Source organism: Paenibacillus sp. NN59, from assembly GCF_057597225.1.
In genome coordinates this window covers 6,262,357-6,289,122 of the sequence record NZ_CP199678.1, presented here as the reverse complement: position 1 = coordinate 6,289,122, position 26,766 = coordinate 6,262,357, and the positions used below count along the sequence as shown (strand labels likewise).

Below are 26,766 nucleotides of genomic sequence, written 5' to 3'. Positions count from 1 at the left end.
GTGGAACGAAGGACGTGCTACAAATGTTTCGTATAGATGACATTCGTGAAACGTTTTGTACAGGAGTCGCGTTTATAATAGAGTAGCTGCCACATTTAAGGTTGATTGTTCATTCGAAGCCACGAGATTTCGGAGGCTGATGTCCCTTCTGGTGATACACCGCCATCGTCACTCACGCGTGACAGCAAGGTTAGGGTGATTGATAAAGCGAAGGCAAGCAGCACGTATATCAAAATGTTTTTTTTCTTCATGGGAAATACCTCTCTTGTTGAATAAGCTAAAGCGTCCGTCAGGGCGTTATGAGAAAAAATGCACAACGTCTGGTATAGTTATAGAATGAGTAAAGAATGTTTAAGCCTGTTTAAGTCTATGGTGTTCCTGTATATCACTATATGAAATGGCAGACATGTAAACAATGGAACAAATCTGATGAATTTATCAGTACTCGAATGAAAAGATAGAGATCGAGTGACATTAAAGGTGGGGAATAACATGCGGGAGACGGCAAAAATCGTCATTCGTACGCCGGGACAGGAGAGCGATGGTTCATTCGCCTATGTGAGTCAGGGCCGCTCGATTACGGTGGGGCGTTACACAGGTGTCAGTGAACTGGACTTGTCCATCTATAATCAGATGATATCGAAGCGGCATTGCCGCATTCATTATGACACGAAAGAACAGCTCTGGATCGAGGATCTGGATAGCAAAAATGGAACCGAACTTAATGGGCAACGCCTCGTCCCATATGAGAAATATCCGTTTGGCGAAGGGGACAGCCTGACACTGGTCAACGGTTTGATTCACCTTCGGGTGGAAGGTGATCTCGGGGAGACGAGAGAATATCGTATATCGGACTTGCTCGGCGAGGGTGTGCGTTTACAGGATCATCTGCAGACGGTGCAGGTAAACGAAGATGAAATTCCGTTGTCCAAGAAGGAATACCAATTGTTCAAGCTGCTGTATAGTGAGCTGGATCATTTTGTAACGAGGGAGCAAATTATTGCTCAGGTGTGGCCGGAACGAAGTATGTTGGAGAGTGATCCGGTGGGTATCGACGAGATTAACTCGCTCATCTACCGCACGAATCGCAAGCTGGGCATTCATTTTACGATTAAATCCGTTTACAAAAAAGGGGTATACATGAAATCTCATGTCGGGGAAACTGGCGAATAGTCACATCACTTCCTCTAGACAGAATTACCAAGTAATATTAAGTAATAGTTATCATGCCTTTTAGAAGAATATGGACAAAGGGAAGCTTCCAAGCGATCATAGACCGCCGAAGCTTCCCTTTGTTATGATGAGTTCATGATGATTATTCAATTAATTCCATGGCTGATTGCCGTGTTAACTTTGATTGCCGTTGTATGGATCGTAATCGTAAGCTGGAAAAATGGAATCTCGCCCATGCCGACATCCCGCCCGGTCAGGCAGGTAGTGATACAGGAGGTCAATCGAATAACGGGTTATGCAGATATTATGGAGGCGGGTTCGGGATGGGGAACACTTGGCATGGATGTAGTAAAGCATTGTCCTGGCAAAAGACTGACGGGCATTGAAAACTCACTCATCCCACTGTGGACTTCTCAATGCCTGACATGGCTGAGTATATGGCTCCACCGCGCTAGAGGACAACAGCATTCGTTCAAGGGACGTCTGCGCTTCATCCGCGGCAACATCTATACATGTTCCTATGCGCATGCCGATGGTGTGATCTGTTATCTGTTTCCGGGTGCAATGACTCGGCTCGTGGACAAGTTCCAACGGGAACTGCCGCCGGGTGCGAAGGTGATCAGCGTCTGTTTTGCACTGCCGGGCAAAGAGCCACTGCGCACGATTACCTGCCGCGATGCGTTGCGAACCAAGGTGTACGTGTATGCTTTTTGAGAGTAGGCAGGTTGGAATTTTCTATAGCTGTAAAATGGTTCCCTCCTTATCCTTGATTTCGTCTCAGCTAACTTCTAACGATCCCCAGTGACGCTATTTCGGTAGAAAAGCTATATTTTGGCCGTTTTTTGGCATGTTTCTTGGAAATAAGCTTTGTGGAGATCGTTAGAATTTGAAAAGGGCGTTTTACTGCCAAATAAGCTCCGTGGTGATCGTTAGAAAACCTTTAGAATATATATCCATATTTGCGTTAGGCTTACAGGTTCCTGTTGGATGACCTATCTTCCCCATGTGAAAAACAAGCAAAGTCCGGCTCTGATTTCACCTTGATTGTGAAATCAGAGCCGGACTTTTTAAAGTTGTGTAGGTCAGGGCAGGCTTGCCCTTTCGGCTCACAAGTACATCATCAGTTACTTTGCCGAATCCGTAGTTCCTGTAGTGCCAGTTGTGCTTGTCGTACCTGTTGTATCTGTAGATGTACCGGATTGTGAACGATTTCTTCCACCGCCGAATCCGCCTTGTCCATTGCCACCGCCAAAACCACCCATGCCGGAGCGCGCTGTTGTTACGCCTGATTCATTCACCCAAGTCACATTACTTGTGGATTGGAAAGCAACGATTTGGGTTCCGCCGCTATACGTACCGCCAGTGTAGAGTCCGTCCACCGCTTTGCCTGTTGATGTCCCGCCAGAGAAGATGACATATGATCCATCTTTTGCGAGATCCGGTGAGCTAACGACTACGTTTTGGTAGTCTTTGGCTGGTGCAAACGTCAGAATATTATTTCCTTTGCTGTCCTGAACATGAACCAGTGTTCCAGCTTTTTGTGTCTCAGGGAAGGTCATCACGATTGTATTTTGAGTTGAATCATCGGAAGTGCCTTGCGCCATACCGGAGCTTCCCGCAGCCACCAGATATCCGCCACTGATTACAAATGTGCCGTCATAATCCAGTGCTCCATTACCGTTAGTCGTTGGGCCATTCACGATAACCGTTCCGCCCGTCATTGTGATAGAGCCATTGGAATCCAGACCATCACCACCAGCATTTACGGTAAGGGTTCCGCCGTTGATGTGAAGCTCGTTATTGCCTGATGATTCGCCTGCCATACCGCCAGGGCCACGGGTTTGCTGGCTTGCGTCCGAACCTTGTGCCGACTGATCTGACGTGGATGTGGTACCCGTCGTTCCAGTGGAGTTAGCAGTGTCTGTATCTGCTGATTTGTTTGTGTCGGTAGCAGAACTGCTGTTATTTGTAGCTTTTCCCGTTGTAGTTGCTGTTGTGCTGCTCGTTGTTGCCTCACCACCAGCGGCATTCACCCCATCATCTGACGCCGTTACGTCTACATCCCCATCATTTAGGGTGATAATTGCCCCTTCGAGCCCTTCATAACTTTTCGTAATTCTGATTGTTCCACCGTTAATGGTCAGCGCCTGATCGGCGTGAATGCCATCATCTCCAGACTGAATGTTGAAAGTCCCATCGTTTACTGTCACATTGCTATTGCTGTGCAAGGAATCATCCATAGAATCAATGGTGTATGTTCCGCCATTCACCGTGAGACCGGTTCCTGCTTTAAGTGCTTTGGCGCTTATAGATTCTTCCTCTGTTGTTGTCGATGTATTGTCTGCATCGGCGTTGGTATCAGAGGATACTGTAGTAGTGCTAGTTGTACTCGCATTTGCCGCCTTCGTGGAGTTCGTTGTTGTTCCGCTGCTTGCATTGCCATTTGGCATTGCTGGCATATCGGCAGGTGGTTCACCATCCGGTGGTGTGCCCATATCGGTTGGAGGTGTGCCGCCATTCATTGCGCCATCACCACCGAAGCCACCGCGGCCTCCGCCAAAGCCGCCACCGCCGGGGCCTTCTTCGACCTTGGCAGGTGCATTTGCACTGCCGCCAGCCGTCACGATGTTATACGTACCGCCATCTGTGACAAGTGCGGTTTCCGCCTGAATGCCGTCGCTGCCGCTCTGAATGTTAAAGGTACCGTCTGCAATCGCGACAAACCCTTTGCTGGTATCGGTGTCATTGGTCGATTTAATTCCGTCACCTGTTGCATCAACAGTAATGGTACCCGACTGAATGGCAACCATATCTTTGCCTTTGATGCCGTCGTCGGCTGCCTTGACGTTAATGGAGCCGCTGATGATTTTCAGATCATCTTTGCTTGTAATCCCTTCATTATAGTTGCCTGTGACGGTCAACTGACCTGCACCGTTAAACGTAAGATCGGCTTTGCTAAAGATGGCCGCATCCGGCTCATCGGTGCTGCTGTCTGCATATACGTATGTTTTACCATCGGAAACGGCGTTTTGGGTTCCTTTTTCAAGCGTAATCACCGCTTTGCCTGCCTTTTGAATGTAGATTCCTGCACTGTCATTGTCATGAATAGTTGCGCCGTTCAACACGAGATGTACCACACCTTTATCGGCAACATTGACCACGATCTGGCCGTCGGTTAGCTCACCGCTCAGCACATAAGTGCCTGCTTCCGAGATGGTAACTGAACCGCTCGCTGCCTTTGCACCCGAACCTGTAATTGTTGCTGACGTACCGTTCAGCTTGATCATGGTTGAAGCCGCTTCAGTCCAGCTGACATTCGTATCATCGGCATCCAGGGAGACCAGATCGGCATACTTCACGGACGTAGACTCGCTGACGGATACGATTTTGGTTGTTCCTGTTGTGGAGACGGCTGCATTGGCTGTGTTGCTTGTCGTTGCCGGAGCACTGCAAGCTGCGAGCAGACTGGTAATCATGGCGATGGACCACAGTTTGCTGCCTGTGATGATGTTTTTACGTTTCTGAGTATTTTTCTTCATATATATCGTTCCTCTCCAAATCATAATGGTGGTAATCGAACAAGCGAGCGAACTATTCTTCCAAATTTTAATATTCTGTCGTTGGACTCATCGTTAACGAGATATCCAGATTGCCGTTCCGTGTACGGATGGCATCGAGGAATTGCTTCTGATTCACGCTCTCGTGAATCGTGACGTTATAGACCAGTTCGTACAGGCTACCGAGTTCGGTCGTTCTGATTTTTTTCAGATCAAATGGGATATTAAAGGTATGGAATACTTCGTTCAGAGCCTCTTCATAACTCAAATTCTCGGGAATGGTAACCTTGAGCGTCTTCTGTTGACTCTTTTTCCCACCAAAGTTAAATCGGTTCAGTACAAACATCAGCACGCACAGGATAACGGTGAACAGAACAGCGTAACCAAAAGCCCCTACACCACAAGCCAGACCGGATGCCATCGTGAACAAAACGTAAGCAATGTCTTTCGGATCACCAGGAGCACTGCGGAAACGAATGATGGAGAAGGCTCCCGCCAAGCTGAAGGCCCGGGCGATATTGCTACCGATCAGCAGAATGATGATGGCAACAATCACGGGAAGCACAACCATAGTCAGCGTAAAACTCTGTGAATAGGTGGCCTGGTTAGTTTTCATATAGGTAAGGCTGATGATAAGTCCCAGGAAAATGGCAAGTCCAATCGTGATGACAGCACTGCTGAAACTCAAGGTTGAATCGTCTAGGGCGGAACTGAAAAGGGCATCAAGCATAGAGTACACGCTCTCTTTCTCTAATTAATTTCTCTTGTGAAGTAACCGGGGCCGCATCGTTAGGATTGAAATCAGTACCCGGGATAAGTTCTCGTTCGTTCTGATAATTCAGATTGGTGGTTCTCACCAGATGTCTGTATTCATTGCCGTATTTGGAAAATCCGGTCCGGTACAACCTGTGCTCCGACAGTAATTGGGACAGCCACATCGGAACGGTTTTCTCGGCTTTGACTTCCATCAGCCAGCGCCCGTCTTTCACGAGCGGTTCACCGTAGTCTCCCTGTTCCAGCTTCAGATCATATCTACGGCTGCGGATGTTGGTATCAAAGGTAATGCGAAGATCGCGGCTGTTCTTATCGAACAACGCCTTGCGTTCGTAGGCCAGATAAACTTTAGGTTCAAGATCGTAGAGCCGGAGAAAATATTTGATCTCTTCCAGCACCTGCGGGTTCATGTAGTCGGCCAGCTCTGGCGCTTGTCCCGAGCGGACAAAATCGTAAGCTTCATCCAGCTTCAGCGCAGTTCTGCGTTTGTTGACGAGGCCGAACACTTTCTTTTTGATCTCCAGATATACTTTCGCATTCTCTTCAGGTACACCATAAGCTCGCAAACGCAGCTTTTCCTTGTATTTCGGTTTGGACAAACTCGCTCGAATCAGTGAATCCTGCGGTGTATCGAAGTACAGATTACTGATGGAGTAAAACTCATGTTTTTTGTTGTAGGCATCCAGTTCCATGTAGTGGAGCAGATCATTGTAAAAGTGCTGGTATTGCTCATCGGTCAGCAGGTACTTGCTCTCATATCGGTTGAATACTTCAATCGCCACGACGGTTCAGTCCTTTCGGGTATGGATAAGTTGGTGTATGTTTTGATTATGTTGGGTGTGTGGTGTGTTGCTGTCATGTCTGTATCTTAGCGAAGCAACCTTGAATGAATCTTAAATCGTTTTACATTGCGTTAACATTTCTTTTCCTTCATCTATACCGTGAGGGTGTTCCAATTATTAAGGTTGATTCAAGGTTTAATTGATAGAATAAGAACATACAAACCATCGTGAGCAGAGGATGAATAGAGGATGAGAATTTTAATTGCGGAAGATGAGGTTCATTTGGCAGAGGCCGTATCTCAGATTTTGAAAAAAAACAACTACTCCGTGGACATGGTCCACGACGGCAGGTCAGGACTGGATTATGCGCAGAGCGGCATCTACGACCTGTTACTGCTGGACATTATGATGCCGGAGATGGACGGCATAACGGTGCTTAAAACGCTCCGCAGTGAAGGAAACCATACTCCGGTTATTTTACTCACAGCCAAAGGAGAACTATCGGACAAAGTATCTGGCCTCGATTACGGTGCCGATGACTATATTGCAAAGCCTTTTGCCACGGAAGAATTGCTTGCCCGGATTCGGGCGGCCTTAAGACGTAAAGGAGAAGTGATCCCCGAGGATGGGGTGAAGTTTGGTGATATCGAACTGAATACCACTCAATTGAAGCTGAGTGCACAGGGCAAAGAGATCAAATTAAATCTAAAGGAGAACGAGCTGCTGGAGCTGCTGATTACCCGCAAACAGGCGATCACCTCCAAAGAGCAGATCATTGAGAAGTTATGGGGATTCGACTCGGATGTCGAGTATAACAACGTGGAGGTCTACATCTCTTTTTTACGCAAAAAACTAACCTTCCTGAATTCGGCTGTCCGCATTAATACGATTCGGGGCGTGGGGTATGTACTTGAGGTGATGAGCTAATGTTCAAGAAACTCCGTAATCGGTTCCTGATTGTCAATCTGGTGTCGATCTCGATTATGATGCTGGTGGCTTTTGTAACGATTTACACGATTACGTACCAGAATGTGCAACGCGAGACGAATATGGAGCTGTATAAGGTATCTGATTTCTACCATAGCCCGTTTGGTTTGGGTGCTCAGCAGTCACGAGGTGAAGGGCAAAACGGGGGAGCAGGAGTAGGGACAGGAACGGGAACGAATTCCGGATCGGCAACTGTACCCTCTTCTCCGAGTAGGGGCGGGGGCAACAACAGTAACGGCATGAGCGGTGGGAACTTCGGTGGGTATCGAGGACCGGGTGGAGATTTCGGCGCACCTCCTGCCCGGTCGGTTTCTTTTATGATTCAGACCGATAAGCAGTGGAAGATTACCGATACCCATTCGCGGTTTGATATGGAGGACTCGTTTTACACACAGGCTCTGCAAAAAGTAGATCAGGAGAAAACCGGTCAAGGTGACAGTAGTCGGTGGACTGGACAATTTGCACTGGATGGCACGGACTGGGCCTATGTGGTTGATCCAAGCGGGGACGGGCACATGATCGTATTCATGGATGTGACTGCGCAGCAGGGTATCCTGACCAATCTGATTTACACTTTTACCGTGGTTGGACTGATTATGTTGATCGTCATTTACTTCCTAAGCCGTTATTTTGCCAACCGCTCCATTGCGCCTGTGCGTGAAGCGTTTGAGAAACAGAAACAGTTTATCGCCGATGCCTCCCATGAATTGAAAACACCTCTGGCAATCATTAATACGAACACGGATGTCTTGCTGGCGAATCAGGAGGAGACCATCGAAAGTCAGGCCAAATGGCTTCACTATATCAAATCGGAAACCGAGCGGATGTCTGGACTAACGAATGATCTGCTGTATCTGACTCAGATGGAGGACTCACGTTCCAACCTGATCCATACCAGGTTTAATATGAGTGATGCGGTGGAAAGTATTATTTTACCGATGGAAGCTGTGATTTTTGAAAAAAATATCTCCCTTGATTACAGCATTGATCCCGATCTGATGGTTCATGGAAACCCGGAGCAGATCAAGCAGGTGGTTCTGATCTTGCTCGATAACGCTGTGAAATATTCCGGGCCAACAGGGGCCGTGAACATTACACTTCAGAAGCAAAACCATGATGTGATGCTGACCATCTCCAATACGGGTGAGGGGATCGCGCCAGAGCATCTGGAGCGAATCTTTGACCGCTTCTATCGCACGGATGCATCAAGAGCGCGTAAACACGGAGGACATGGCCTCGGTCTGGCGATTGCCAAGTCTATTGTAGAGCAGCATAAGGGAGAGATTTACGCCAAAAGTGTGGTGGGTGATGGGGCTGCATTTTATGTGCGGTTGTCGTAGGGTCGATGCTAAAGTAGCGAATGGCGAAATTGAGTACCTTATCATAAAGGGCGCCACAAAAGGCTGGGCATAAGTTCTGCCCGTAATGGGATAACCTATGCTACAATGACAGCAAGAAGAATAACCAAGGAGATGAACATACGTGGCAGACAATAACGCAATTAACGAGCAGGAAATGATGCAATATATCGCGGACAAAACAAAGGCCAGTAAAGCAAATATCGAACTTGTATTGAAGCATGAGCAAGCTTACATCAACAAGGCACATGAGAATGCGAAAGGTAAAGACGTCGATATTGACGGCGACGATCTGTCTGACTACATTCTAAGCCGCAAAGATGTGAAGCTTGACGAGCTGACTGTCGAAAGTATTTTGGATGCGGAAATGGATTATTTGATGGACAAAGGTCACGCGGGATACGTGGATTAAAAATCCTAACGATCATCAGCGACGCTATTCAGGTGTTTTTACCGAAATAGCGTTCATGTTGATCGTTAGCGTAGTGGAGTGGCACAAATAGCACAGATAGTGCCTGATGGATATACGTTAGTGCATACGAGAAAAAAGACCTCAACATCACACAAGGGAAGTGCCCTTCATGGTGGTGTCGAGGTCTTTAGTTTTATGCACTATTACTGACCCATCATGCCGCCGTCTACAGTGTAGAGGGACGCGGTCACGTAAGATGCATCTTCGGATAGCAGGAAGTTCATCACGGCTGCGACTTCTTCCGGTTCACCGTACCGGCCCATTGGAATGGCGGATACCGTAGCGGATTGGTAGTCTTCTACGTTGCCGGAGTTGGCTTCGATCTGACGCATCATACGAGTATTGATGGTGCCTGGCAGCACAGCATTTACCCGAATGTTGAACGGTGCCAGTTCATTGGCAGCGGTACGTGTGAGACCAACAACGGCATGTTTGGACATAATATATGGAGATACCGCCGGAGCGCCCATCAGACCAGCAAGGGAAGAGGTATTCAGAATCGCACCGGATTTTTGTTTTTTCATCACAGGAATGACGTTTTGCAGACCAAGGAATACCCCGCGAATATTTACGTTGTATACTGTATCAAGTGCTTCAACACTCAGGTCTTCAATTAGACCCGTTGGCCCTTCAATACCTGCATTATTCGCAAAATAATCGATACGTCCAAATGCATCCATTGCTTTTTGTACGTAATTTTTAACATCTGCTTCATCGGATACGTTGGCTTTGACCGCAATGACATGCTCTTGATCTAGATTCAATTCAGCAATCGTTTTGGCAATTGCTTCTTCGTTCAAATCAACCAAGACCAGATTGATTTTACGTTCAGCCAGGCGACGTGCAAGCTCTTTACCAATACCCCCGGCAGCTCCTGTAATGATAGCGGTTTGTGTGTAGGATGTACTCATGATTGAATCGTCTCCTTATAATATATAATGGGCAGGTAATCTCCATAGGAATTAAATAATGAATTCAGTGGGTGAAAACCTGTCGTCTTTAGTTCCTGTCTTAATGTTAAGATATACATAAATATGTGACAATAATCATTGACAGCGCAAATGTCAGCTACTGAACACAGATGTAAGCGTTGTTCATTTAGGTTACAATAATGGACAAAGGAGGCGGAAATGTTGATTATTGAACACCCTCAGGATCGGAGAGCACGAAGAACGCAAGATGCGATCATCGCTGCGGCGGTTTCTTTAATATTGGAAAAGGGGGCTGACGCCCTGACCATCCGGGATATTACGGAACGAGCCGATTATAATCGGGGGACCTTTTATTTGCATTTTCCCGGCAAACCGGAGCTACTGCAATTTCTTCTGGAAGACTTCCTGCAAGGATTAGGACAGGCTTACGCCTCACCGTATGCTAACCTTACAGAAGTAGATATGACCGGACTGTTACCGTCGACTATGCCTGTGTTTGAATATATTGAAAATCACCAGGATCAATTCAAGGCGCTCATGACAATGCATGGGGATATGGCGCTCAGGATCAACAATGTGTTCCGAGATTACCTTACTCAGGATTTCATTTTGGTAACTGAAGACAGTGAGCAAGTGATCAATTATGACATTATGTTAAGTTATCTCGTATCCGCAACCGTGGGGGTTATTATGCATTGGGCAGAGGTGGGGTTCAAATATTCCGCACATTATATGGGGGAACAGCTGACAGCTCTAATTAACATCAAACCGACCCGTCTGCTGATTGAGCCTGGGCAGAAGGGTCGGACGGTGAATGAGCGTATGTTGTCGGACTAATACATGCAAATACATGCTTATTATACTATGTGAATGCGTCCCGCTGCGGGATCTGCGTACAACTGAAGGTTAACCCGTCATTGAAGCAGATGCAGCATGCTGCATCTGGAGTAATTGTTCGCGGATGAGTACGGACTCTCCAACCATAATTAAAGCTGGATTACAGATGTGATGCATATTAGCTAATGTCTGCAGTTCGGCAAGTGTGCCTGTGACAATTCGTTCTTCACTTGTTGTTCCTCGTTCAATTAGTGCGGCTGGTGTATGCCCGGCTTTGCCATGACGAAGCAACTCTTGCTGTATCTGTGATAACTGGCTTATCCCCATGTAAATCACAAGCGTATCTACGCTATGCGCAAGCAGGTCCCAGCGAACAGAGGATACACTTCCATCACTGCCGGTTCCCGTTACGCAGGCAAAAGAAGAAGCGACCCCGCGATGGGTTAGTGGAATGAGCGAAGAAGCGGAAGTACCCACAGCCGAAGTGACGCCGGGGATAATCTCGTACGGGATACCAGAATCCGCCAGCACCAGCGCTTCTTCACCTCCACGGCCGAAGATGAACGGGTCACCACCTTTAAGTCTGACAACGTGTTTGCCTTCTGCTGCATGAGAAGCCAGCATACGTCCGATCATCTCCTGGCTCATAGAGTGAAGCCCGGGAGCTTTGCCACAGTAAATACGGAGAGCGCCATCCCGCGCCTCAGCAAGTAATTCATCCGTGACAAGTCGATCGTACATAATAACATCAGCAGACTGAATCCGTTTCAGGGCTTTGACTGTAATCAGTTCGGGATCACCAGGACCAGCACCGATGATACTTACCAACCCTCTGCTCATGACCGTGTCCCCCATTTCGAAGTTGTATTGGGAGCTGTTAGCCCTGATCTGCCACCTTGAATGGTCGCTAGCGGAGATGATAGCTTAAGCGAGCTTCCCCAGTGATGCGCAAAATACAGACCAAGACCTGTAAATACAGCGCCGCCCAAAAAATTACCTGCCAGCACCGGAATCTGATTCCACAGCAACCAGTCTGTAATCGTGACATGAGCGCCAAGCATCATGCCGGCCGGGATCACAAACATATTCACAACGGCGTGTTCAAAGCCTTGGGCAAAAAAGATCGTAATGGGCAGCCACATCGCCACGATTTTCCCCAGTGTAGATGTAGAGGTCATCGCCATCACGGCTCCGAGCGCAACCATCCAGTTACATAGAATGGCCTTTATGATGACAAGCACGATGCCTGCCCCGCCCAGATGCTGATATCCCAGTGTTTTCGTTTCGCTGGTTTGAATCAGTGTTTGAACGAGTGGGTTACTCATATCTGTGCCCATTTTGGTTATCGTCAGGCCGTATAATAGTGCGTAAAATGCACATCCGATCAGGTGACCGATAATTACCCAAAAGTAATTACCAAGCATATCGATAAGTTTGACTCTGCGCTTCATCACTGCGAGCGGAATCAAGGCGAAGTTTCCTGTCACCAGTTCAAGACCGAGCAGAATAATGATTGCGAATCCTGCCGGGAAGATGAGTGCACCCGCCAAACCAAGCGAAGTTTGAGACACGGCAGTATACGCCAGTGTAGTGGCAAAGGCAAGGATGGCGCCAGCCAGAAAACCGCGGATCAACATCTGTACCCGATTCATTTTGGCTTTATGTTCACCAACGTCAACCATGGCTTGCAATACTTCTGCAGGTTTAACAAAATCCATCGTCGTGCACCCCTTCTTCTGTCAGCATTGTCTTGTGGCACTAATCAATTGGTTAACCTGCAATCGTAATATAGATATCTCCGCTATCTCCGTCCACTTCTGTTTGGTACGTGTTCAAGCAACCATCGTCCGGTTCATGGACCTTGCCGCTTCGCAGATCAATCTTCCAGTCATGTAATGGACAGTGAACGGCTGTTCCGCAGACCATTCCCTCCGATAGCTTGCCGCCCTTGTGAGGGCAGCGATTCTCTACGGCATGAAGGCTGCCGTCGCTCAGTTTGAAAACGGCAATTTCGGTATCCTCGACCAGAAAGGTACGAGCCCCTTTTTCATCAATATCGGCCAGATGCCCAATGCGAAATCTATTCATCGCTGATCCTCCTCTTCTAGTGAGCTACCGGTTCTGCACCGGACAGTGGGGTGAAGTTTTTACGCAATTTCTCATCTTCAATAATCTCTTTCCAAGGATCTACCGTGTGACCCAGTGTCACTTCCAGACGTTCAACCAGTGCGAGACGTACATCTCGATCTGCCAGAGCCTCCTTCACATGATCCAGACCTACCCGTTCAATCCACGCCGCTGTTCTCTCATTCCATCTTGCGTTCTCTCTATAATATTGCAGGTAAGCATAAGTCCACTCTTCGACTTCAGCATCTGTTTTCACCGTACATAACAGCTCTGCTGCGCGAACCTTCACACCGCCGTTGCCTCCAACATGAAGCTCCCATGCGCCATCGATGGCGACAACGCCCAGATCTTTAATGGTTGCTTCGGCACAGTTCCGTGGGCATCCCGAGACGGCCAATTTTACTTTCGCTGGAGCGACCATCTTGTCGAGTTTCTTCTCCAGACGAATGCCCATCTCGATCGAATCCTGTGTACCGAAGCGACAGAACGTATTACCTACACATGTTTTTACTGTCCGTAAAGCTTTGCCGTAACCGAAGCCGGAAGGCATGTCGAGTTCTTCCCATATCTTCGGCAGGTTTTCCTTCTGTACACCCAGTAGATCGAGTCGTTGTCCGCCCGTAAATTTAACCATCGGTACGTCATACTTCTCAGCAACCGTTGCGATCTTGATCAGTTCTGCCGGGGACGTTACACCACCGTAAATTCGCGGAATAACGGAATACGTGCCGTCCTTCTGGATATTGGCATGGTAACGTTCGTTCGTGAATTTGGATACCCGCTCATCCTCATATTCTGTAGGCCAGATCATACCAAGGTAGTAGTTAAGGGAAGGACGGCATTTGGAGCAGCCTTCTGGCTCATCCCAGCCCAGCACGTTCATGACTTCTTTGACGGTTTTCAGGCCCATTTCCTTGATTTGAGCCACAATTTCATCCCGGTCATAGGAAGTACAGCCGCAGATGCCTTCTTTAGTCTGCTCGCCAACATTGTCCCCTGCATAATACGTGAGCAGTGATTCCACGATTGGTTTACATCCTCCACAGGAAGCGGAAGCTTTCGTGCAGGATTTGATAGCACCGACAGTGTTACATCCTTTATTGAGAACAGCATCACCGATGGCAGCTTTCGTTACACCGTTACAGCCACAGATGATCTCATCATCTGGCATGGCAGCCATGCGCTCGGCTACAGAAGGGCCGGAACCGGAACCGCCAGAAGGCACGCCGAGCAAAATTTCTTTTTCACGACCGCTGATGTCCTCACCGCTTTTAATTAAGGAAAAGAGGGATGCGCCATCGGTCGTATCACCAAACAACACTGCACCGACGAGCTTGCCGTCCTTGATCACCATCTTTTTGTAAACACCGTCTACATCATCCTGAATGCGAATGCTGCGTGTGTCTGGCGAGTCCTTGAATTGTCCGGCAGAGAATACGTCGACTCCCGAAACCTTCAGCTTGGTTGAAGTGACCGACCCTGCGTATCCTTCGGTTGCTGCACCAGCGAGCCGTTTGGCAAGAACCATACCTTGTTCATATAACGGAGCTACGAGTCCATAGGCAATACCGCGATGCTCCGCACATTCTCCTACAGCAGAGATTCCAGGGATATTGGTATGCATATAGTCATCCACGATGACCCCGCGATTAACATCCAGACCGCTGTTTCGAGCCAGTTCGATCTGCGGGCGAATACCGACTGCCATCACAACGAGGTCTGCCTCAAGCACCGTTTGGTCGGTGAAGCGAAGTGCTTTAACCCGGCCTTTGCCTGTAATCTCTTCCGTATGTTTGTTCAAAAGGAACTTCATGCCCTGCTCCTCAAGCTCTCGCTGAAGCATTAATCCAGCAGGCAGATCCAGATTTCGATCCATCAAGTGTCCGTTAATATGAATGACGGTTACGTCCATACCCAGATTTAATAGTCCGCGGGCAGCTTCCAGACCGAGTAGTCCACCGCCGATGACAGCCGCCTTGCGGTACTTTTGGGATGCCGCCATCATCGTTTCACAGTCTTTAATGTCACGGAAGCCGATGACCCCTTCTTTATTCGCGCCTGGAAGAGGCAGGATGAAAGCCTGTGAACCTGTCGCCATAATCAGCTCGTCATAGGATGCGTGGACCCCATTCTGAGATACAGCTACTTTGCGTACCGTATCGATCTGCACGACAGGGTCACCCGGATAGACATGGACACCGTTATCTTCGTACCAGCTCCAATCATTAATCACGATATCTTCAATGGATGTTCCGCCTGCGAGAACGGAAGATAGCATGATTCGGTTGTAGTTTGGATGCGGCTCTGCGCCAAAGACGGTAATGTCATATGCATGTGGTGCGAGTTTCAGAATATGCTCAATTGTACGAATTCCCGCCATACCATTGCCGACCAGCACCAGTTTTTTCGTTGTACTCATTGTGGTTAGCCCCCTCAGATCCATTTCTGTATTCTGTTTACTACGCTACCTTCGTCTGTTCCTAAAAATCGAAAAAGCCTGTCATGCCTCGGAGGACTGCGCATATACATACGCATCCCTTATCTCCGAATTTGCAAAACAGGCTTCATTGCCGTTTCAACCAGCTACGTCGTTGTAACTGTGAGTGATCCTTCAGTTATGGAGTTCTTATGGGTTAACTATAAAAGAATGATTTGTTCATGTCAATATAGTTAACATAAAAAAGTATTTGAAATTTGAAGTTAATTATGTTTACATGAGTTTAAAGAAAAGCTGAATCGGCTACGTAAAATATGCTTTAAATTACAAAAAATAAGAAAATAAATCCATGTATCACTTCGTAAACGCCATATAATGTAGGAAATGTGCCATAGTACTCATGATTAACCCATTATTTGTTCCATTTTAATTCATTAGGATCAGACCGAGGATCAGAATGCATCTCATGATGCTACTTACGAATACTTCAGAGCACCTGGAATTTTGAAATATAGATGTTTATTCCTTGATTTTTGTTAGGTAACATGACATTATAACGCTTTCATGTGGTAATGTATTAAAAGTGAGCGTGGGTACTGTATATCAATATAAGGAGGGATTGATCCATCATGCGATCCATATTGGTCATCCGTGTACATCCCATTCAGGCCGGCTCGTCCGAAGCAATCCCTCTAACACCGGAGAAGCTGCTGGGAGCAGTTGGCTATCATGTTAAGGTCTCGGACAGGGAGGATGAGGTGATGAAGCTTGCTCGTGAAGTCGATGCCTCCATCCTGCATTTGTCTCTTGCGGACGTGGCTTATTGGGTAAAGCGGCTGGGTGAGGAGAAGTCGGATACTCCGCTTCTCTGGTGGTGTGCTCCGGATACAGCATCTTCCTCTGTAGAAGACTGCGAGGTTGATACCTCGTTTGATGGCATTCTTACACCGTCTATGGCTGGGCCGGAGATTCATTGGACGCTGCACTTTGCTGCGCGGCGTTATATGGAACGCAAGCAATGGGAGCAAGAGCGAAAGCAACTGCAGTCCAGATTGGAAGATCGGAAATGGATTGATATGGCGAAGGCGATCTTGTGTGATTTAAAGCAGATCTCCGAATCGGAAGCCTATGATCTGTTACGCAAAAAAGCGATGGATGAACGCAAACGGATGGTCGATGTAGCTACAGCGATTGTGAAAGCACATCAACTGCTCCAGTCATAATTGGAAGGAGGATGCTCTATGGATATGTCTCAGATCCTCAGAGAGGTAGGGCGCGGCAAACGAGGCTCACGTGATCTGAATTATGCAGAGGCATTGAACGTTGCCGAGCATATATTGAAACAGCAAGTTTCTCCTGCCCAGACGGCCGCATTTCTTATGGCTGAGCGGATGAAGATGGAGAATGTCGAGGAAATGGAAGCCTTTGTCCATGCGTGCCGGAACAGTGCGGAGCGTTTCTCCGTATTTCAGGATAGCTTGGATTGTGCGGGTCCTTACGACGGACGAACCAAGTCATTTATGGCGACATACCCTGTGGCATTTGTACTGGCGGCAGCGGGTTTACCGGTTACGCTACACGGTAGTGAACCTTTACCGCCTAAATGGGGAGTTACGCTGTCTGTTGTATTGAGAGAGGCAGGGATTGATACACGGAAGATCGACCGGGAAAATGCCCGGAGTGCATCCCTCCATACAGGTGTAATGTATGTTTCTGCGGAAGACTGGTGTGAGCCGTTACGCAGACTTCGTCCATTACGGGAAGAACTAGGTTTTCGAACGGTACTGAATACAGCCGAGAAGCTGATTGATTATAATCATTCGCCTTATCTTGTTTTTGGAGTGTTTCATAATACGTTTCTGGATCGAATAGCCAAGCTTCTTACTCGTTTTCAGTATCAACGTGCTTATGTTATTCAAGGTATGGAAGGGTCGGAGGATCTCTATATTGATCGTCCTACACGTGTATATGCTGTCGAGGATGGTGAGATGAAGCTTGAACTTGTAGATCCTTCAATCTACGATCTGGATATGCCTGTGCCGGATATGATCTGGACCGCGGCGAAGCAGGTTGAGGTGGCGGAGAGTGTACTACGCGGGGATGGTCATCTTACGTTTGTAAATCAGGTGCTGTTAAATGCGGGCTTTCGACTATATGTTGCAGGACGTGTCCCTTCCATAGAGCAGGGTATATACATGTCTAAGCAGTATATCGAAAGTGGAGCTGCGTTCCGGCTCTATCAACAGTGGTGTGTTTCTATGGGAGGAGAGTTACCGGACAGCAGAACGATATCGATCTATCCGGCATCCTCTGGTTAAACTGTTCTGTGCTTATTCCCAAGGATACGTTACGGTCAGGAAGTCAGCGAACTTTTTGCTCTCTTCCCGCCGTTGTTTCCGCATGGCTGCGCGGTCAGGCGCAGTCTCGTACAGTTTTTTCTCCTCTTCAGTCTCCGGAATAATACGGGGCACGATCAGTTTGCGGTTATTTTCATCCAGGGCCACAAAGGTCAGGAAGGCTGTTGCCGCGATTTTTTTCTCCCCCGTTATCAGATCCTCACGAATAACCTTCACGAAAATTTCCATGGAACTGCGGCCAGTCCACGTAGCGAACGATTCAAGTGTTACGGAGTCCGTAGGATTAATCGGGTACAGGAAATCGACGGAGTCGGTTGATGCAGTAACGGTATTTACCCTGCACAACTTGGAGGCAGCGATGGAGGCAATATCGTCAATGTAGGACATCAACTTGCCGCCAAACAAGGTGTTATGATTGTTGACATCTGTCGGGAATACCCGTGCCGTTTTGAAGCAGCGCGTTTCACGTACATACTTTCTCTCCGTTTGATCCATCTCCGTTGGTTTCGGTATCTCTCTCATGTTTCTTCCTCCTTACAGTATGGCTGCTATGATTGTGTTTCTAAATGCAGCATTTCTTGTGGGCTCTTCTTTGTTCAAAAGGTTTGCTATCTCATCGGAGTGGGCTGTGTAAAATCTTTGAGTTCAACTTATATAGTATAGGTGTCGGTTAGGAACATATTCAAATGTAGAGGTACGAGACGAGGTAATACGAAAAAACCGCCAGGCGCGGACCGGCGCGCAGGCGGTGGAACTTCAATCTGTATATTAAGCCTTAGGTCTGAAAATACCGGACGGTTTGCCGATCGGCAGGAAAGTATAACCGAAGTGAGCATTCAGAACCGAAGCACCTGTACCATACAGTGACACGATACCGATCGCCATCTCAGCGTATGCAGCGATCGTATGGAAGATATGTGGTGCTACGCCGAAAGCGTCAAAGGTCAGACCAAGGAACAAGAAATCGATCAGAATGAAAATGATAAGCAACACTTTATTGGCTTCAACAGCCCCAATCGTCATGAACAAGGTGAAGATCAGGTATCCGGCAAAAGCGAATCCAAGCTGCTTGCCATCGGTTTGCTCAGCGAGTGTAGAGCCGAACACGCCCATTTTAATCATCCAGTTGGCACCCATAGCGAACCAGAAGAAGGCATAAGCGCCGAAAGCGGTGGTGCCGAAAGTGTTATTGCGTTTGGAATCCTGAATACATGCGAATAGTTGGGCGAAAGCACCCAGGAAGATCGCCCACGGAATAGCGTAGCTAAGTCCATCGGTAATGCCGAGTTTTTGGGAAGAAGCGACAAGGGTTACAATCGCAAGCCCAAATAATCCCATCGCGCTGGGATCGGCGTTTATGATTTTGACTTTAGTCTGTGACTCGGTTTGCATGGTGTTGATAAGCCTCCAATTAATATCAAATCTGAATCATAGGCCTGCGTAGGCCATTCTCGAAACTGCATGTTGGCATCCGCCGGACCCGGACACACATATCGCCCTATTGTAACCGAATGACCCGGTTATGGAAAGGGATATTATTACCTGAAACATCGGAAAACGGTTGCTTATGTGACAGTCAGTTGAATGGGGGGATAATATATCGGGTTTGTGGTGAAAAAAGACGGATAATTACATGTTATTTCCAGGACATTAACGTTAGTATCGAGGGGAAATCAAATCTGCAGTTCGATGTGAGCCTGGAAGCGGCGGCATAAACTGCGGTGGGAAAGGGGGAGGTGGACGTGGAGTCAGAGAGGAACAGGGAGAGTTGTAAGAATCGTAGGAGGGTTGTACATCAACAAAATGCAAGCGCTTACTTTATTTAATTCAGCAGAAAAACATGTTGAAGAAACGAAAGGGTGGGTGTAGATGATTGCAAAACGGACGCGGCAACTCGGTTTAATTGTGCTGATATTCATATTTACGATTTCTAGCTTGGGATGGGGTGCATTCTATGGTACGACAGCAGTGAGTGCGGCAGCACCGGATTCAGCTGTTGATACTGGGGAAACAACCGTTTATCGATATGATTTTGGATCAGGAGTCGTGGCGGAGGGGTATACGGGTGTGGGAGCGGATGCCGTTTATACCTCGGAACGGGGATATGGTTTTGCGGATGCATCCAAGGTGACGGTGCAGGATCGTGGAACGAGTGATCCAATCAAGTCTGATTTTGCAACATTTGCTACAGGTGGACAATTCAACGTGGATTTGCCGAACGGTGACTATACTGTTTCGCTTGTTGCCGGGGATGCAGCCGGAGCTACAGAGATTGCCATCGATGTAGAAAGCATGAACAAGGTGCAACTGAACAGCAAGGCGGCAGGCGAGTATCTGGAGATGGACTTTGACATCGCGATGGTGGATGGTCAGATGAATCTGGTATTTTCCGGTACCGCTGCGAATCTGAATGCATTGGTTATTACCAAGCAAGCTGAGCGTGATGCGGGAAGCAAACCTGTTCTGTATCTGGCTGGAGATTCCACGATGCAGACCTACAATCCGTATTGGGAGCCGCAAGCGGGCTGGGGGCAGATGTTTCCTTCCTTTTTTAACGATACCGTGGAGATCAAAAATCATTCCATCGGTGGACGCAGTTCCAAGTCGTTTATTTTCCAAGGGCGGCTGGATGAAATTCTGAGAGTGATCCGTCCAGGAGACTATCTGTTTGTACAGTTCGGACATAATGATGCGACCATCAGTGTGCCTGACCGCTACGCTTCCCCGGCCGATTACAAAATCTATCTGAAAACCTACATAGACGGTGTGCGGCAACGGGGGGCAACGCCGATTCTGGTAACGCCGATGGGGCGCAGGGACTTCAATGCAAGTACGGGAAAATTCAATGTTTCCTTCCCTGAATATGTTCAGGCAGCCAAAGAAGTAGCGTCCGAAAACAATGTGCTACTAATTGATCTGAGCAAACTCAGCATCGAATATTATGACTCGATTGGGCCTGAGGCTACACTGTCGGTGTTCCTGCATGTTGCACCGGGTATTTATCAGGCGTTCCCTAACGGAGTTGCTGACAATACGCATTTTCAGGAGTACGGTGCCATTCAGATCGCAAGAATGGTTGCTGGTGCGGTGCGTGAACTTGATATTCCACTGGCCGATGCCGTGAAAGATGCTGAAGTGCCTGCCGAGGTTCCAGTGAAGCCAAACGGTCTGAAAGCTGGCAGCATCAGTAATGCCGGTGCTGTATTGAAATGGACAGCAGATGATGCAGCAGATATCTATAAAATCTATCGCAAGCTGTCTTCCGAGCCAGCATCTGCGTATACGCTAGCCGGAACAGCAACGGTTCCAACCATGAACTTATCTGGCCTTACCGAAGGTGAAAGCTATACGGTACGTGTCACTGCCGTGAATGGTCGAGGCGAATCCGAGCCTTCGGACGAGGTGAGCTTCACAACGAAGTCGGCTGCATTTCGATACGATTTTGGCCCCGTTGGCTCTCCAGTCGCGGAAGGGTATAACGAAGTGACTCGGAATACCTTATACACGCCGGAGCGCGGCTACGGCCTAACCTCTTCGGCGAATATGGCGGATCGGGATCGTGGCAATGCCACGGATGCGCTGCGCCGCGATTTTGTCATTTATTTTGGCGGAAGTTATGAATTCAAGGTGGATTTACCTAACGGCAGTTATTCGGTTAAGGCTTACATTGGAGACTGGATCGGCTCCGCACGAACGAATATCAATATCGAGGGCAAGGACTACGGGACCGTATCCTCGGGTGCCCAAAATATCGCTGAGAAGGTTATCAACGATGTTCAAGTGCAGGACGGCCAGATGAATCTGGTGTTCAGTGGACAGACCGCACATCTCAATGGATTGGAGATCACACCAACCTTTATGTCTCCATCCGGGCTTCAACTGGATGAACTCGATCTGAACAGCGATCCGATCCGTGCAGTGTTGTCGTGGGAGGCGGCTGCTGGAGATGTACAGTACAAGGTCTATCGGCAATCTGCGGGAGCAACTAAACCAGAAATGCTTGCCACAGTTGATGAGCCAGCCTATACGGATAATCAGATCGAACTTGGCATGGATTATGTATACACGGTAACAGCAGTGGATCAGACGGGAACGGAATCGCTCGCGTCCAATGCGCTGAATGTATCTACGATTGATCCAAGTGTAACGAAAGCGGAAGCACCTACCGGGCTGGCGTTACAAGAGATCCGGAAAAACGATGTTTCTTTCACATGGCATGAAGCTGCTGGTGCACGATTCTACCAAATTTACCGTTCCAAAAGCCAGAATGGGCCTTATGAGATGATTGATCGAACCAAGGAAACTTTATATAAGGATTCCACCATTCTCAGTACGGTTCCTTATTACTATAAAGTGGCCTCGGTGAATGCAGGCGGCGTATCCGAGCTGTCCAGCGTGCTTGAAACTCCGGTAGCTACAACGCTGAACCGGGCAATGGAGTATTTGGATCGTGCACCGGTTGCGGTGAAAACGGGGCAAGGCAACTACATTGGCTGGCGCATGCTGGGGCTGGATACGGATTCGATTGCTTTCAATCTGTATCGTGATGGTGTGAAGCTGAACGCAGAGCCTCTGACAGGAAGCACGAACTATACGGATGCCGAAGGTACGGACAGTTCTAAATACCGTGTTACGACGGTAGAAAATGGAATAGAGAAGCCGGCGACGAAAGAGTTCGGTGTATGGCAGGAGCAATACCTGTCTGTGCCGCTGCAGAAACCTGCCGATGCGTATACCAAAGACGGGCAGCCGTATTCCTACTATGCAGGAGATGCCAGTGTCGGGGATGTCGATGGGGATGGCGAGTACGAGATCGTGCTCATGTGGTCGCCGAATAACGGTAAAGATAATTCTCAGGCCGGAATTACCGGCATTGTATATATGGATGCCTACAAGCTGGACGGAACCCGTCTCTGGCGGATCAATATGGGGCCGAATATTCGGGCAGGGGCACATTACTCACCGTTTCTGGTCTATGATTTTGATGGAGATGGCCGGGCTGAACTGATGATGAAGACCGCAGACGGAACCGTTGACGGACAAGGGAAAGTCATCGGGGATGCGAATGCAGATCATCGTAACAGCTCCGGTTATGTACTTCTGGGTGATGAGTTTCTAACCGTATTTGATGGAGAGACCGGGGCGGCACTGGATACAGTGAAGTATGATCCGCCACGCGGAGACGTTGCTGCATGGGGGGATGGATACGGAAACCGTGTAGACCGCTTCCTTGCGGCTGTTGCCTATCTGGACGGAGAGCATCCGAGTGCGATGTTTAGCCGCGGGTATTACACGCGTACAGTACTTGCTTCTTACAATTTTCAGGATGGTAAGCTCAGTCAGGTATGGCGTTTTGACTCGAACGATGAGGGTTACGGTTCCTATGCAGGTCAGGGGAATCACAATTTATCCGTAGGTGATGTGGACGGTGATGGCAAAGATGAGATTACATTCGGAGCAATGGCAATTGATGACGACGGTAAGCCACTTTACAACACAAGACTGGGACATGGAGATGCGATGCATCTGAGTGATCTTGATCCAACCCGTCCGGGGATGGAGGTATTCGGGGTACATGAGGACCGAAGCTCGAAATATGGCATGGAGATGAGAGATGCAGCCACAGGTGAAGTGCTTTGGGGAGTGTTTACGGGGATGGACACGGGGCGCGGTATGGCAGCTGATATCGATCCAAACTATCCGGGAGCTGAGGTATGGGCGGCTACGATTACCAATGAACAGCATATTCCGATTACCGGGCTGTATAGTGCCAAGGGAGAATTGATCACAATGAAGATTCCTTCCTCCACAAACTTTGGAATTTGGTGGGACGGCGATCTGTTGCGTGAACTGCAGGATGGTATTCGAATCGACAAGTGGGACTACGAGAATCAGACTACGGTTAACCTGCTGACAGCAACAGGAGCTGCTTCCAACAATGGAACCAAAGCCAATCCAAGCTTACAAGCTGATTTATTTGGCGACTGGCGTGAGGAAGTGATTTGGCGCAGTCAAGACAGCTCCGAGCTGCGGATCTATACCACAACCGATGAGACCGATGTTCGTCTTCGTACGTTGATGCATGATCCAGTCTATCGTCTTGGCGTAGCATGGCAAAATGTTGCTTATAACCAGCCTCCACACACAAGCTTTTATCTCGGCGCAGGCATGGAACAGCCGAAGGCTCCGAATATTCGCTATGTGGGTGGCCCGCAAGAGCCGGAAGACACCACACCTCCAGTCATTACAGGCATGCCAGCGGAGCAGATGAGCGAGGATGATGTGCTTCAAGTGAAGGTGAAGGCTGAAGACCCTGAATCGGGTATTACACATCTGGAGCTGACTTGGGATGGCAAGACTGTGCATTCAGGGGATGAGATTGTGCTGGCTGGGCTTGTTGGTAAGCATATCTTTACAGCTCGTGCGGAGAATGGTGCGGGACTGATTGCTGAGGCAACCGTTGAAATAACGGTGGTGGCTGGAGATCAGGTTATTGGTGCACCTGGAGTGCCTGTTCTATCTGACAATAACGGTCACGGAAACGGGCTTAGTGATGGAACCTACACGGTGACGATGAACATGTGGTGGGGGAACAATGGTACGGAGTATAAGCTGTATGAGAACGGAGAACTGCTAGATCGTCAGAAGTTATCTGCATCTACCCCTGCAGCGCAGAAGGCATCCACTTCCATTCAAGGTCGGGCCAATGGTACGTATGTATATACGTGTGAGCTAACGAACGCTAAAGGTAAAACGGAATGTCAACCGCTCACGATAACCGTTCGCAATGCTGAACCATCTCAGCCAGAGCTATCCCACGACAATTGGGATGGAGATGGCAACTATACAATCACAATGAATATGTGGTGGGGCACGAATGCCACATCATACCGATTGTATGAGAATGGTACGGAGATTGACAGACAGCCGTTGACGGCATCTTCTCCTCATGCGCAGACAGCCAAGGTTGAGATCAAAGATCGTGCCGTCGGTGATTATGAATATGTAGTGGAATGGGTCAATGATCATGGGAAGACAACAAGTGAAACAATACAAGTAAAAGTTACGAACTAATATTCCAAATTTAATAACGGATATCCAATGTATAAATATACGTCAGCATAACAGACAGGACAGCTTCATCCGACATGAATAAGAGATAACCGAGAGCATCTCTCCATTCTCAGAAGGACACCAACCATGGGGTTCGAGATTGGAGGGGTGCATTTTGGTTTATTTTTATCAAATACACAATTATGACACAAAGCCTTTTCGGGCTTGAAGAGTATAAACAAAGGCTGCGTATAGAGTGGGAAGAATGTGACAACATGGCGTTACATCTGGTATTTTTCACCAATCTCTATTAGAATGAAATTAGCCCTTTCAAATTTTGGAGAAGCATACAAAACATCCATGTCTCCTATGCCATATGTTAATCCAACTATAGATTGACAGGAAACACTACAATGGAACACAAATGAAGGAGGTATCAGGGGCCATGGTTATGAGTTTGGATTTGAAAAACAAAATAGAAAAAGCCAGGCATAACCTTCATAAACTGGTGGAGCATAATAAGGGAAGGCTTGGACATCCTGAAGTCATTCGGCAGTCGATGGCACTAGATGAATTGATTAATGAGTATAATCGAGTATCCCGGAATCAGACACGCACGTGAAAGTGAACAGAACGGGAATGCAACTATATATTGCAACAATGTACCATGATATGAACTTGTATGGTTTGGGCGAACAGAGTAACACATCAACCCCAATCAAGGAAGGGCATGAAGATCGCCGTCAGGGTTAACCTCACATTACCGTGAGGGAGCTTTGGAGGTGGATCATTCATGCCCTTTTTGGTTTAATGAAGCATGCGCTTGGCTTCCAGGTACAACACCTGCACGAATTTTTTCGTATTGATGCGGGTTTGGGACAGCGAGGGCTCCACGTTGTTTTGCAGTTCGAGCATTTTTTTGCGAATCTCTGTAAAATCAAAAAATTTGGAGGCGTAGTTCTCGAATTTTGGATGGGTATAGTCTGTCAATCCAAGAGACACCACATGACTTAGTGTCTGAAAAATGGCTCTGCGCACCCGCTGTTCCGATGCTTTCACCTCTTTGGTAATGTCTGCAGCCGATGCAGTCTCTCCTAGTTTACGCTGAGCTACTTGCTGGAAGATGTCTTTGAGCGAAGGGAAGGTGTAAGGTGATAGCTTATGTTCCTCCGTCTCCAGTTGTTCGAGATATTCCAGCATGTCCAGTAGATCTCGGCTGCCAGCCTCCCCGATCATGCCCATCTCGGACAACAGAAAATGACCTGTGGTAGTAATGGTTTTGTCCGGAGCCTGCACCTGCTTGCGCTCACCTGTCTGTAGACCCGTCAGTCCTTGCAGTGTACGCTGAATATCCGCTATAGACTGCTGCATCCGCAATCTCTCTTCCACAAGGCGAAGCACGGATAGAATCTCCAGCCGGTTAATCGGTTTCGTAATATAATACTCAATGCCTAAGGAGTAGGCTTCTCCAATCATATTTTTGGACTCAATCTGGGAGATCATCACGATCTTGCCTTTGAACTTTCCTTCAAGTGCACGTACGGTCTGTATCCCATCTTGATGCGGCATCAGCAGATCGATTAGCAGGACATCCACCTTATGTAGTTCCAGCAATTCGGCATGAATATGGGCTCCATCCTCGGCTTCCCCGGCAATGTCACCCAATCCTTCATCTTCAATAATGTCCATTAGCATGGAACGCACGCTTGGATCATCATCCACGATAAAATAACGCAAATTGTTCACGTCCTTTCCAATTCATCACGGTATTTCCCTAAAAAAGCTTTATTTAAACGGCGGTTTGTCTCGCCATAAAATCCTGTTTTATTTACATCATGCTTATCTCCGTATCGTGAGATACCTCTCCTATCATACTTCCCAAACGCAAATCTGCATAGAAGCTCACATGTAAGGTTAGAT

At 47.9% G+C, this 26,766-nt stretch carries 21 protein-coding genes; 10 read left to right on the top strand and 11 right to left on the bottom strand.

The annotated features are described in order from the left end of the window. Positions 1-492: 492 nt before the first annotated feature. Both ACT89M_RS27365 and ACT89M_RS27360 read left to right on the top strand, forming a co-directional pair. Positions 493-1,173 carry an FHA domain-containing protein gene (locus ACT89M_RS27365; RefSeq protein WP_123063975.1) on the top strand — a complete coding sequence of 227 codons (681 nt, stop codon included), beginning with the start codon at positions 493-495 and terminating at the stop codon, positions 1,171-1,173. Positions 1,174-1,308: 135 nt separating this feature from the next. Then, positions 1,309-1,887 (top strand): class I SAM-dependent methyltransferase, encoded by a 579-nt coding sequence (locus ACT89M_RS27360; RefSeq protein ID WP_154889981.1) that lies wholly within the window; start codon positions 1,309-1,311, stop codon positions 1,885-1,887. A gap of 410 nt (positions 1,888-2,297) precedes the next feature. Here ACT89M_RS27360 and ACT89M_RS27355 read toward each other — a convergent pair whose 3' ends face one another. From ACT89M_RS27355 to ACT89M_RS27345, 3 genes are all read right to left on the bottom strand, one after another. Beyond that, entirely contained in the window at positions 2,298-4,712 is a 2,415-nt protein-coding gene (locus ACT89M_RS27355; protein ID WP_308722589.1) for a carbohydrate-binding domain-containing protein, read from the bottom strand. Between the two features lie 67 nt (positions 4,713-4,779). Beyond that, positions 4,780-5,460 carry a DUF4956 domain-containing protein gene (locus ACT89M_RS27350; RefSeq protein ID WP_308722590.1) on the bottom strand — a complete coding sequence of 227 codons (681 nt, stop codon included), beginning with the start codon at positions 5,458-5,460 and terminating at the stop codon, positions 4,780-4,782. Further along, on the bottom strand, positions 5,453-6,286 hold the full coding sequence (locus ACT89M_RS27345; protein WP_154889985.1) for a polyphosphate polymerase domain-containing protein: 834 nt from the start codon (positions 6,284-6,286) through the stop codon (positions 5,453-5,455). The genes ACT89M_RS27350 and ACT89M_RS27345 overlap by 8 nt, the downstream gene beginning before the upstream one ends. A gap of 249 nt (positions 6,287-6,535) precedes the next feature. On the opposite strand from ACT89M_RS27345, the gene ACT89M_RS27340 reads away from it, so the two are divergent. From ACT89M_RS27340 to ACT89M_RS27330, 3 genes are all read left to right on the top strand, one after another. Then, entirely contained in the window at positions 6,536-7,213 is a 678-nt protein-coding gene (locus ACT89M_RS27340) for a response regulator transcription factor (protein WP_154889987.1), read from the top strand. After that, positions 7,213-8,613, top strand: a complete 1,401-nt coding sequence (locus tag ACT89M_RS27335; RefSeq protein WP_308722591.1) for a sensor histidine kinase — start codon at positions 7,213-7,215, stop codon at positions 8,611-8,613. The genes ACT89M_RS27340 and ACT89M_RS27335 overlap by 1 nt, the downstream gene beginning before the upstream one ends. A 175-nt stretch (positions 8,614-8,788) precedes the next feature. Further along, entirely contained in the window at positions 8,789-9,043 is a 255-nt protein-coding gene (locus tag ACT89M_RS27330) for a hypothetical protein (protein ID WP_145333845.1), read from the top strand. Between the two features lie 203 nt (positions 9,044-9,246). Here the strand turns inward: ACT89M_RS27330 and ACT89M_RS27325 are convergent, their stop codons facing one another. Next, complete coding sequence (locus ACT89M_RS27325; protein ID WP_308722592.1) at positions 9,247-10,014, bottom strand: SDR family NAD(P)-dependent oxidoreductase; 768 nt, start codon at positions 10,012-10,014, stop codon at positions 9,247-9,249. A 219-nt stretch (positions 10,015-10,233) separates the two neighbouring features. Between ACT89M_RS27325 and ACT89M_RS27320 the strand changes: the two genes are divergently transcribed. Continuing rightward, a complete protein-coding gene (locus tag ACT89M_RS27320) occupies positions 10,234-10,872 on the top strand; it encodes a TetR/AcrR family transcriptional regulator (RefSeq protein ID WP_308722593.1) in 639 nt (212 codons plus the stop codon). A gap of 69 nt (positions 10,873-10,941) precedes the next feature. Here the strand turns inward: ACT89M_RS27320 and cobA are convergent, their stop codons facing one another. The 4 genes from cobA to nirB are packed head-to-tail and all read right to left on the bottom strand — an operon-like array spanning position 10,942 to position 15,418. Next, positions 10,942-11,712, bottom strand: coding sequence for a uroporphyrinogen-III C-methyltransferase (gene cobA / locus ACT89M_RS27315; protein ID WP_154889995.1), 771 nt, complete (start codon positions 11,710-11,712; stop codon positions 10,942-10,944). Then, the gene (locus ACT89M_RS27310; RefSeq protein ID WP_154889997.1) at positions 11,709-12,590 is read right to left on the bottom strand and encodes a formate/nitrite transporter family protein; all 882 of its coding nucleotides are present in this window, start codon (positions 12,588-12,590) and stop codon (positions 11,709-11,711) included. Before ACT89M_RS27310 ends, cobA begins: the two co-directional genes overlap by 4 nt. Positions 12,591-12,642: 52 nt before the next feature. Beyond that, positions 12,643-12,960 (bottom strand): nitrite reductase small subunit NirD, encoded by a 318-nt coding sequence (gene nirD, locus ACT89M_RS27305; RefSeq protein ID WP_154889999.1) that lies wholly within the window; start codon positions 12,958-12,960, stop codon positions 12,643-12,645. A 16-nt stretch (positions 12,961-12,976) separates the two neighbouring features. Beyond that, a complete protein-coding gene (gene nirB, locus ACT89M_RS27300) occupies positions 12,977-15,418 on the bottom strand; it encodes a nitrite reductase large subunit NirB (protein WP_308722594.1) in 2,442 nt (813 codons plus the stop codon). A gap of 647 nt (positions 15,419-16,065) precedes the next feature. Between nirB and ACT89M_RS27295 the strand changes: the two genes are divergently transcribed. After that, complete coding sequence (locus ACT89M_RS27295) at positions 16,066-16,659, top strand: ANTAR domain-containing response regulator (RefSeq protein WP_154890004.1); 594 nt, start codon at positions 16,066-16,068, stop codon at positions 16,657-16,659. A gap of 18 nt (positions 16,660-16,677) precedes the next feature. Next, on the top strand, positions 16,678-17,754 hold the full coding sequence (locus ACT89M_RS27290; RefSeq protein WP_308722595.1) for an anthranilate phosphoribosyltransferase: 1,077 nt from the start codon (positions 16,678-16,680) through the stop codon (positions 17,752-17,754). 12 nt (positions 17,755-17,766) lie between these two features. Here ACT89M_RS27290 and ACT89M_RS27285 read toward each other — a convergent pair whose 3' ends face one another. After that, a complete protein-coding gene (locus ACT89M_RS27285; RefSeq protein ID WP_186809692.1) occupies positions 17,767-18,315 on the bottom strand; it encodes an acyl-CoA thioesterase in 549 nt (182 codons plus the stop codon). Positions 18,316-18,561: 246 nt separating this feature from the next. After that, complete coding sequence (locus tag ACT89M_RS27280) at positions 18,562-19,185, bottom strand: acetate uptake transporter (RefSeq protein ID WP_090921519.1); 624 nt, start codon at positions 19,183-19,185, stop codon at positions 18,562-18,564. A gap of 477 nt (positions 19,186-19,662) precedes the next feature. Between ACT89M_RS27280 and ACT89M_RS27275 the strand changes: the two genes are divergently transcribed. Together ACT89M_RS27275 and ACT89M_RS27270 are read left to right on the top strand one after the other, a co-directional pair. Next, complete coding sequence (locus ACT89M_RS27275; RefSeq protein ID WP_308722596.1) at positions 19,663-24,867, top strand: rhamnogalacturonan lyase family protein; 5,205 nt, start codon at positions 19,663-19,665, stop codon at positions 24,865-24,867. A 424-nt stretch (positions 24,868-25,291) separates the two neighbouring features. Further along, a complete protein-coding gene (locus ACT89M_RS27270) occupies positions 25,292-25,468 on the top strand; it encodes an aspartyl-phosphate phosphatase Spo0E family protein (RefSeq protein ID WP_090921523.1) in 177 nt (58 codons plus the stop codon). A 185-nt stretch (positions 25,469-25,653) separates the two neighbouring features. On the opposite strand, the gene ACT89M_RS27265 is transcribed toward ACT89M_RS27270, so the two are convergent. Then, positions 25,654-26,583 carry a response regulator gene (locus tag ACT89M_RS27265; protein WP_090921525.1) on the bottom strand — a complete coding sequence of 310 codons (930 nt, stop codon included), beginning with the start codon at positions 26,581-26,583 and terminating at the stop codon, positions 25,654-25,656. Positions 26,584-26,766: the final 183 nt, after the last annotated feature.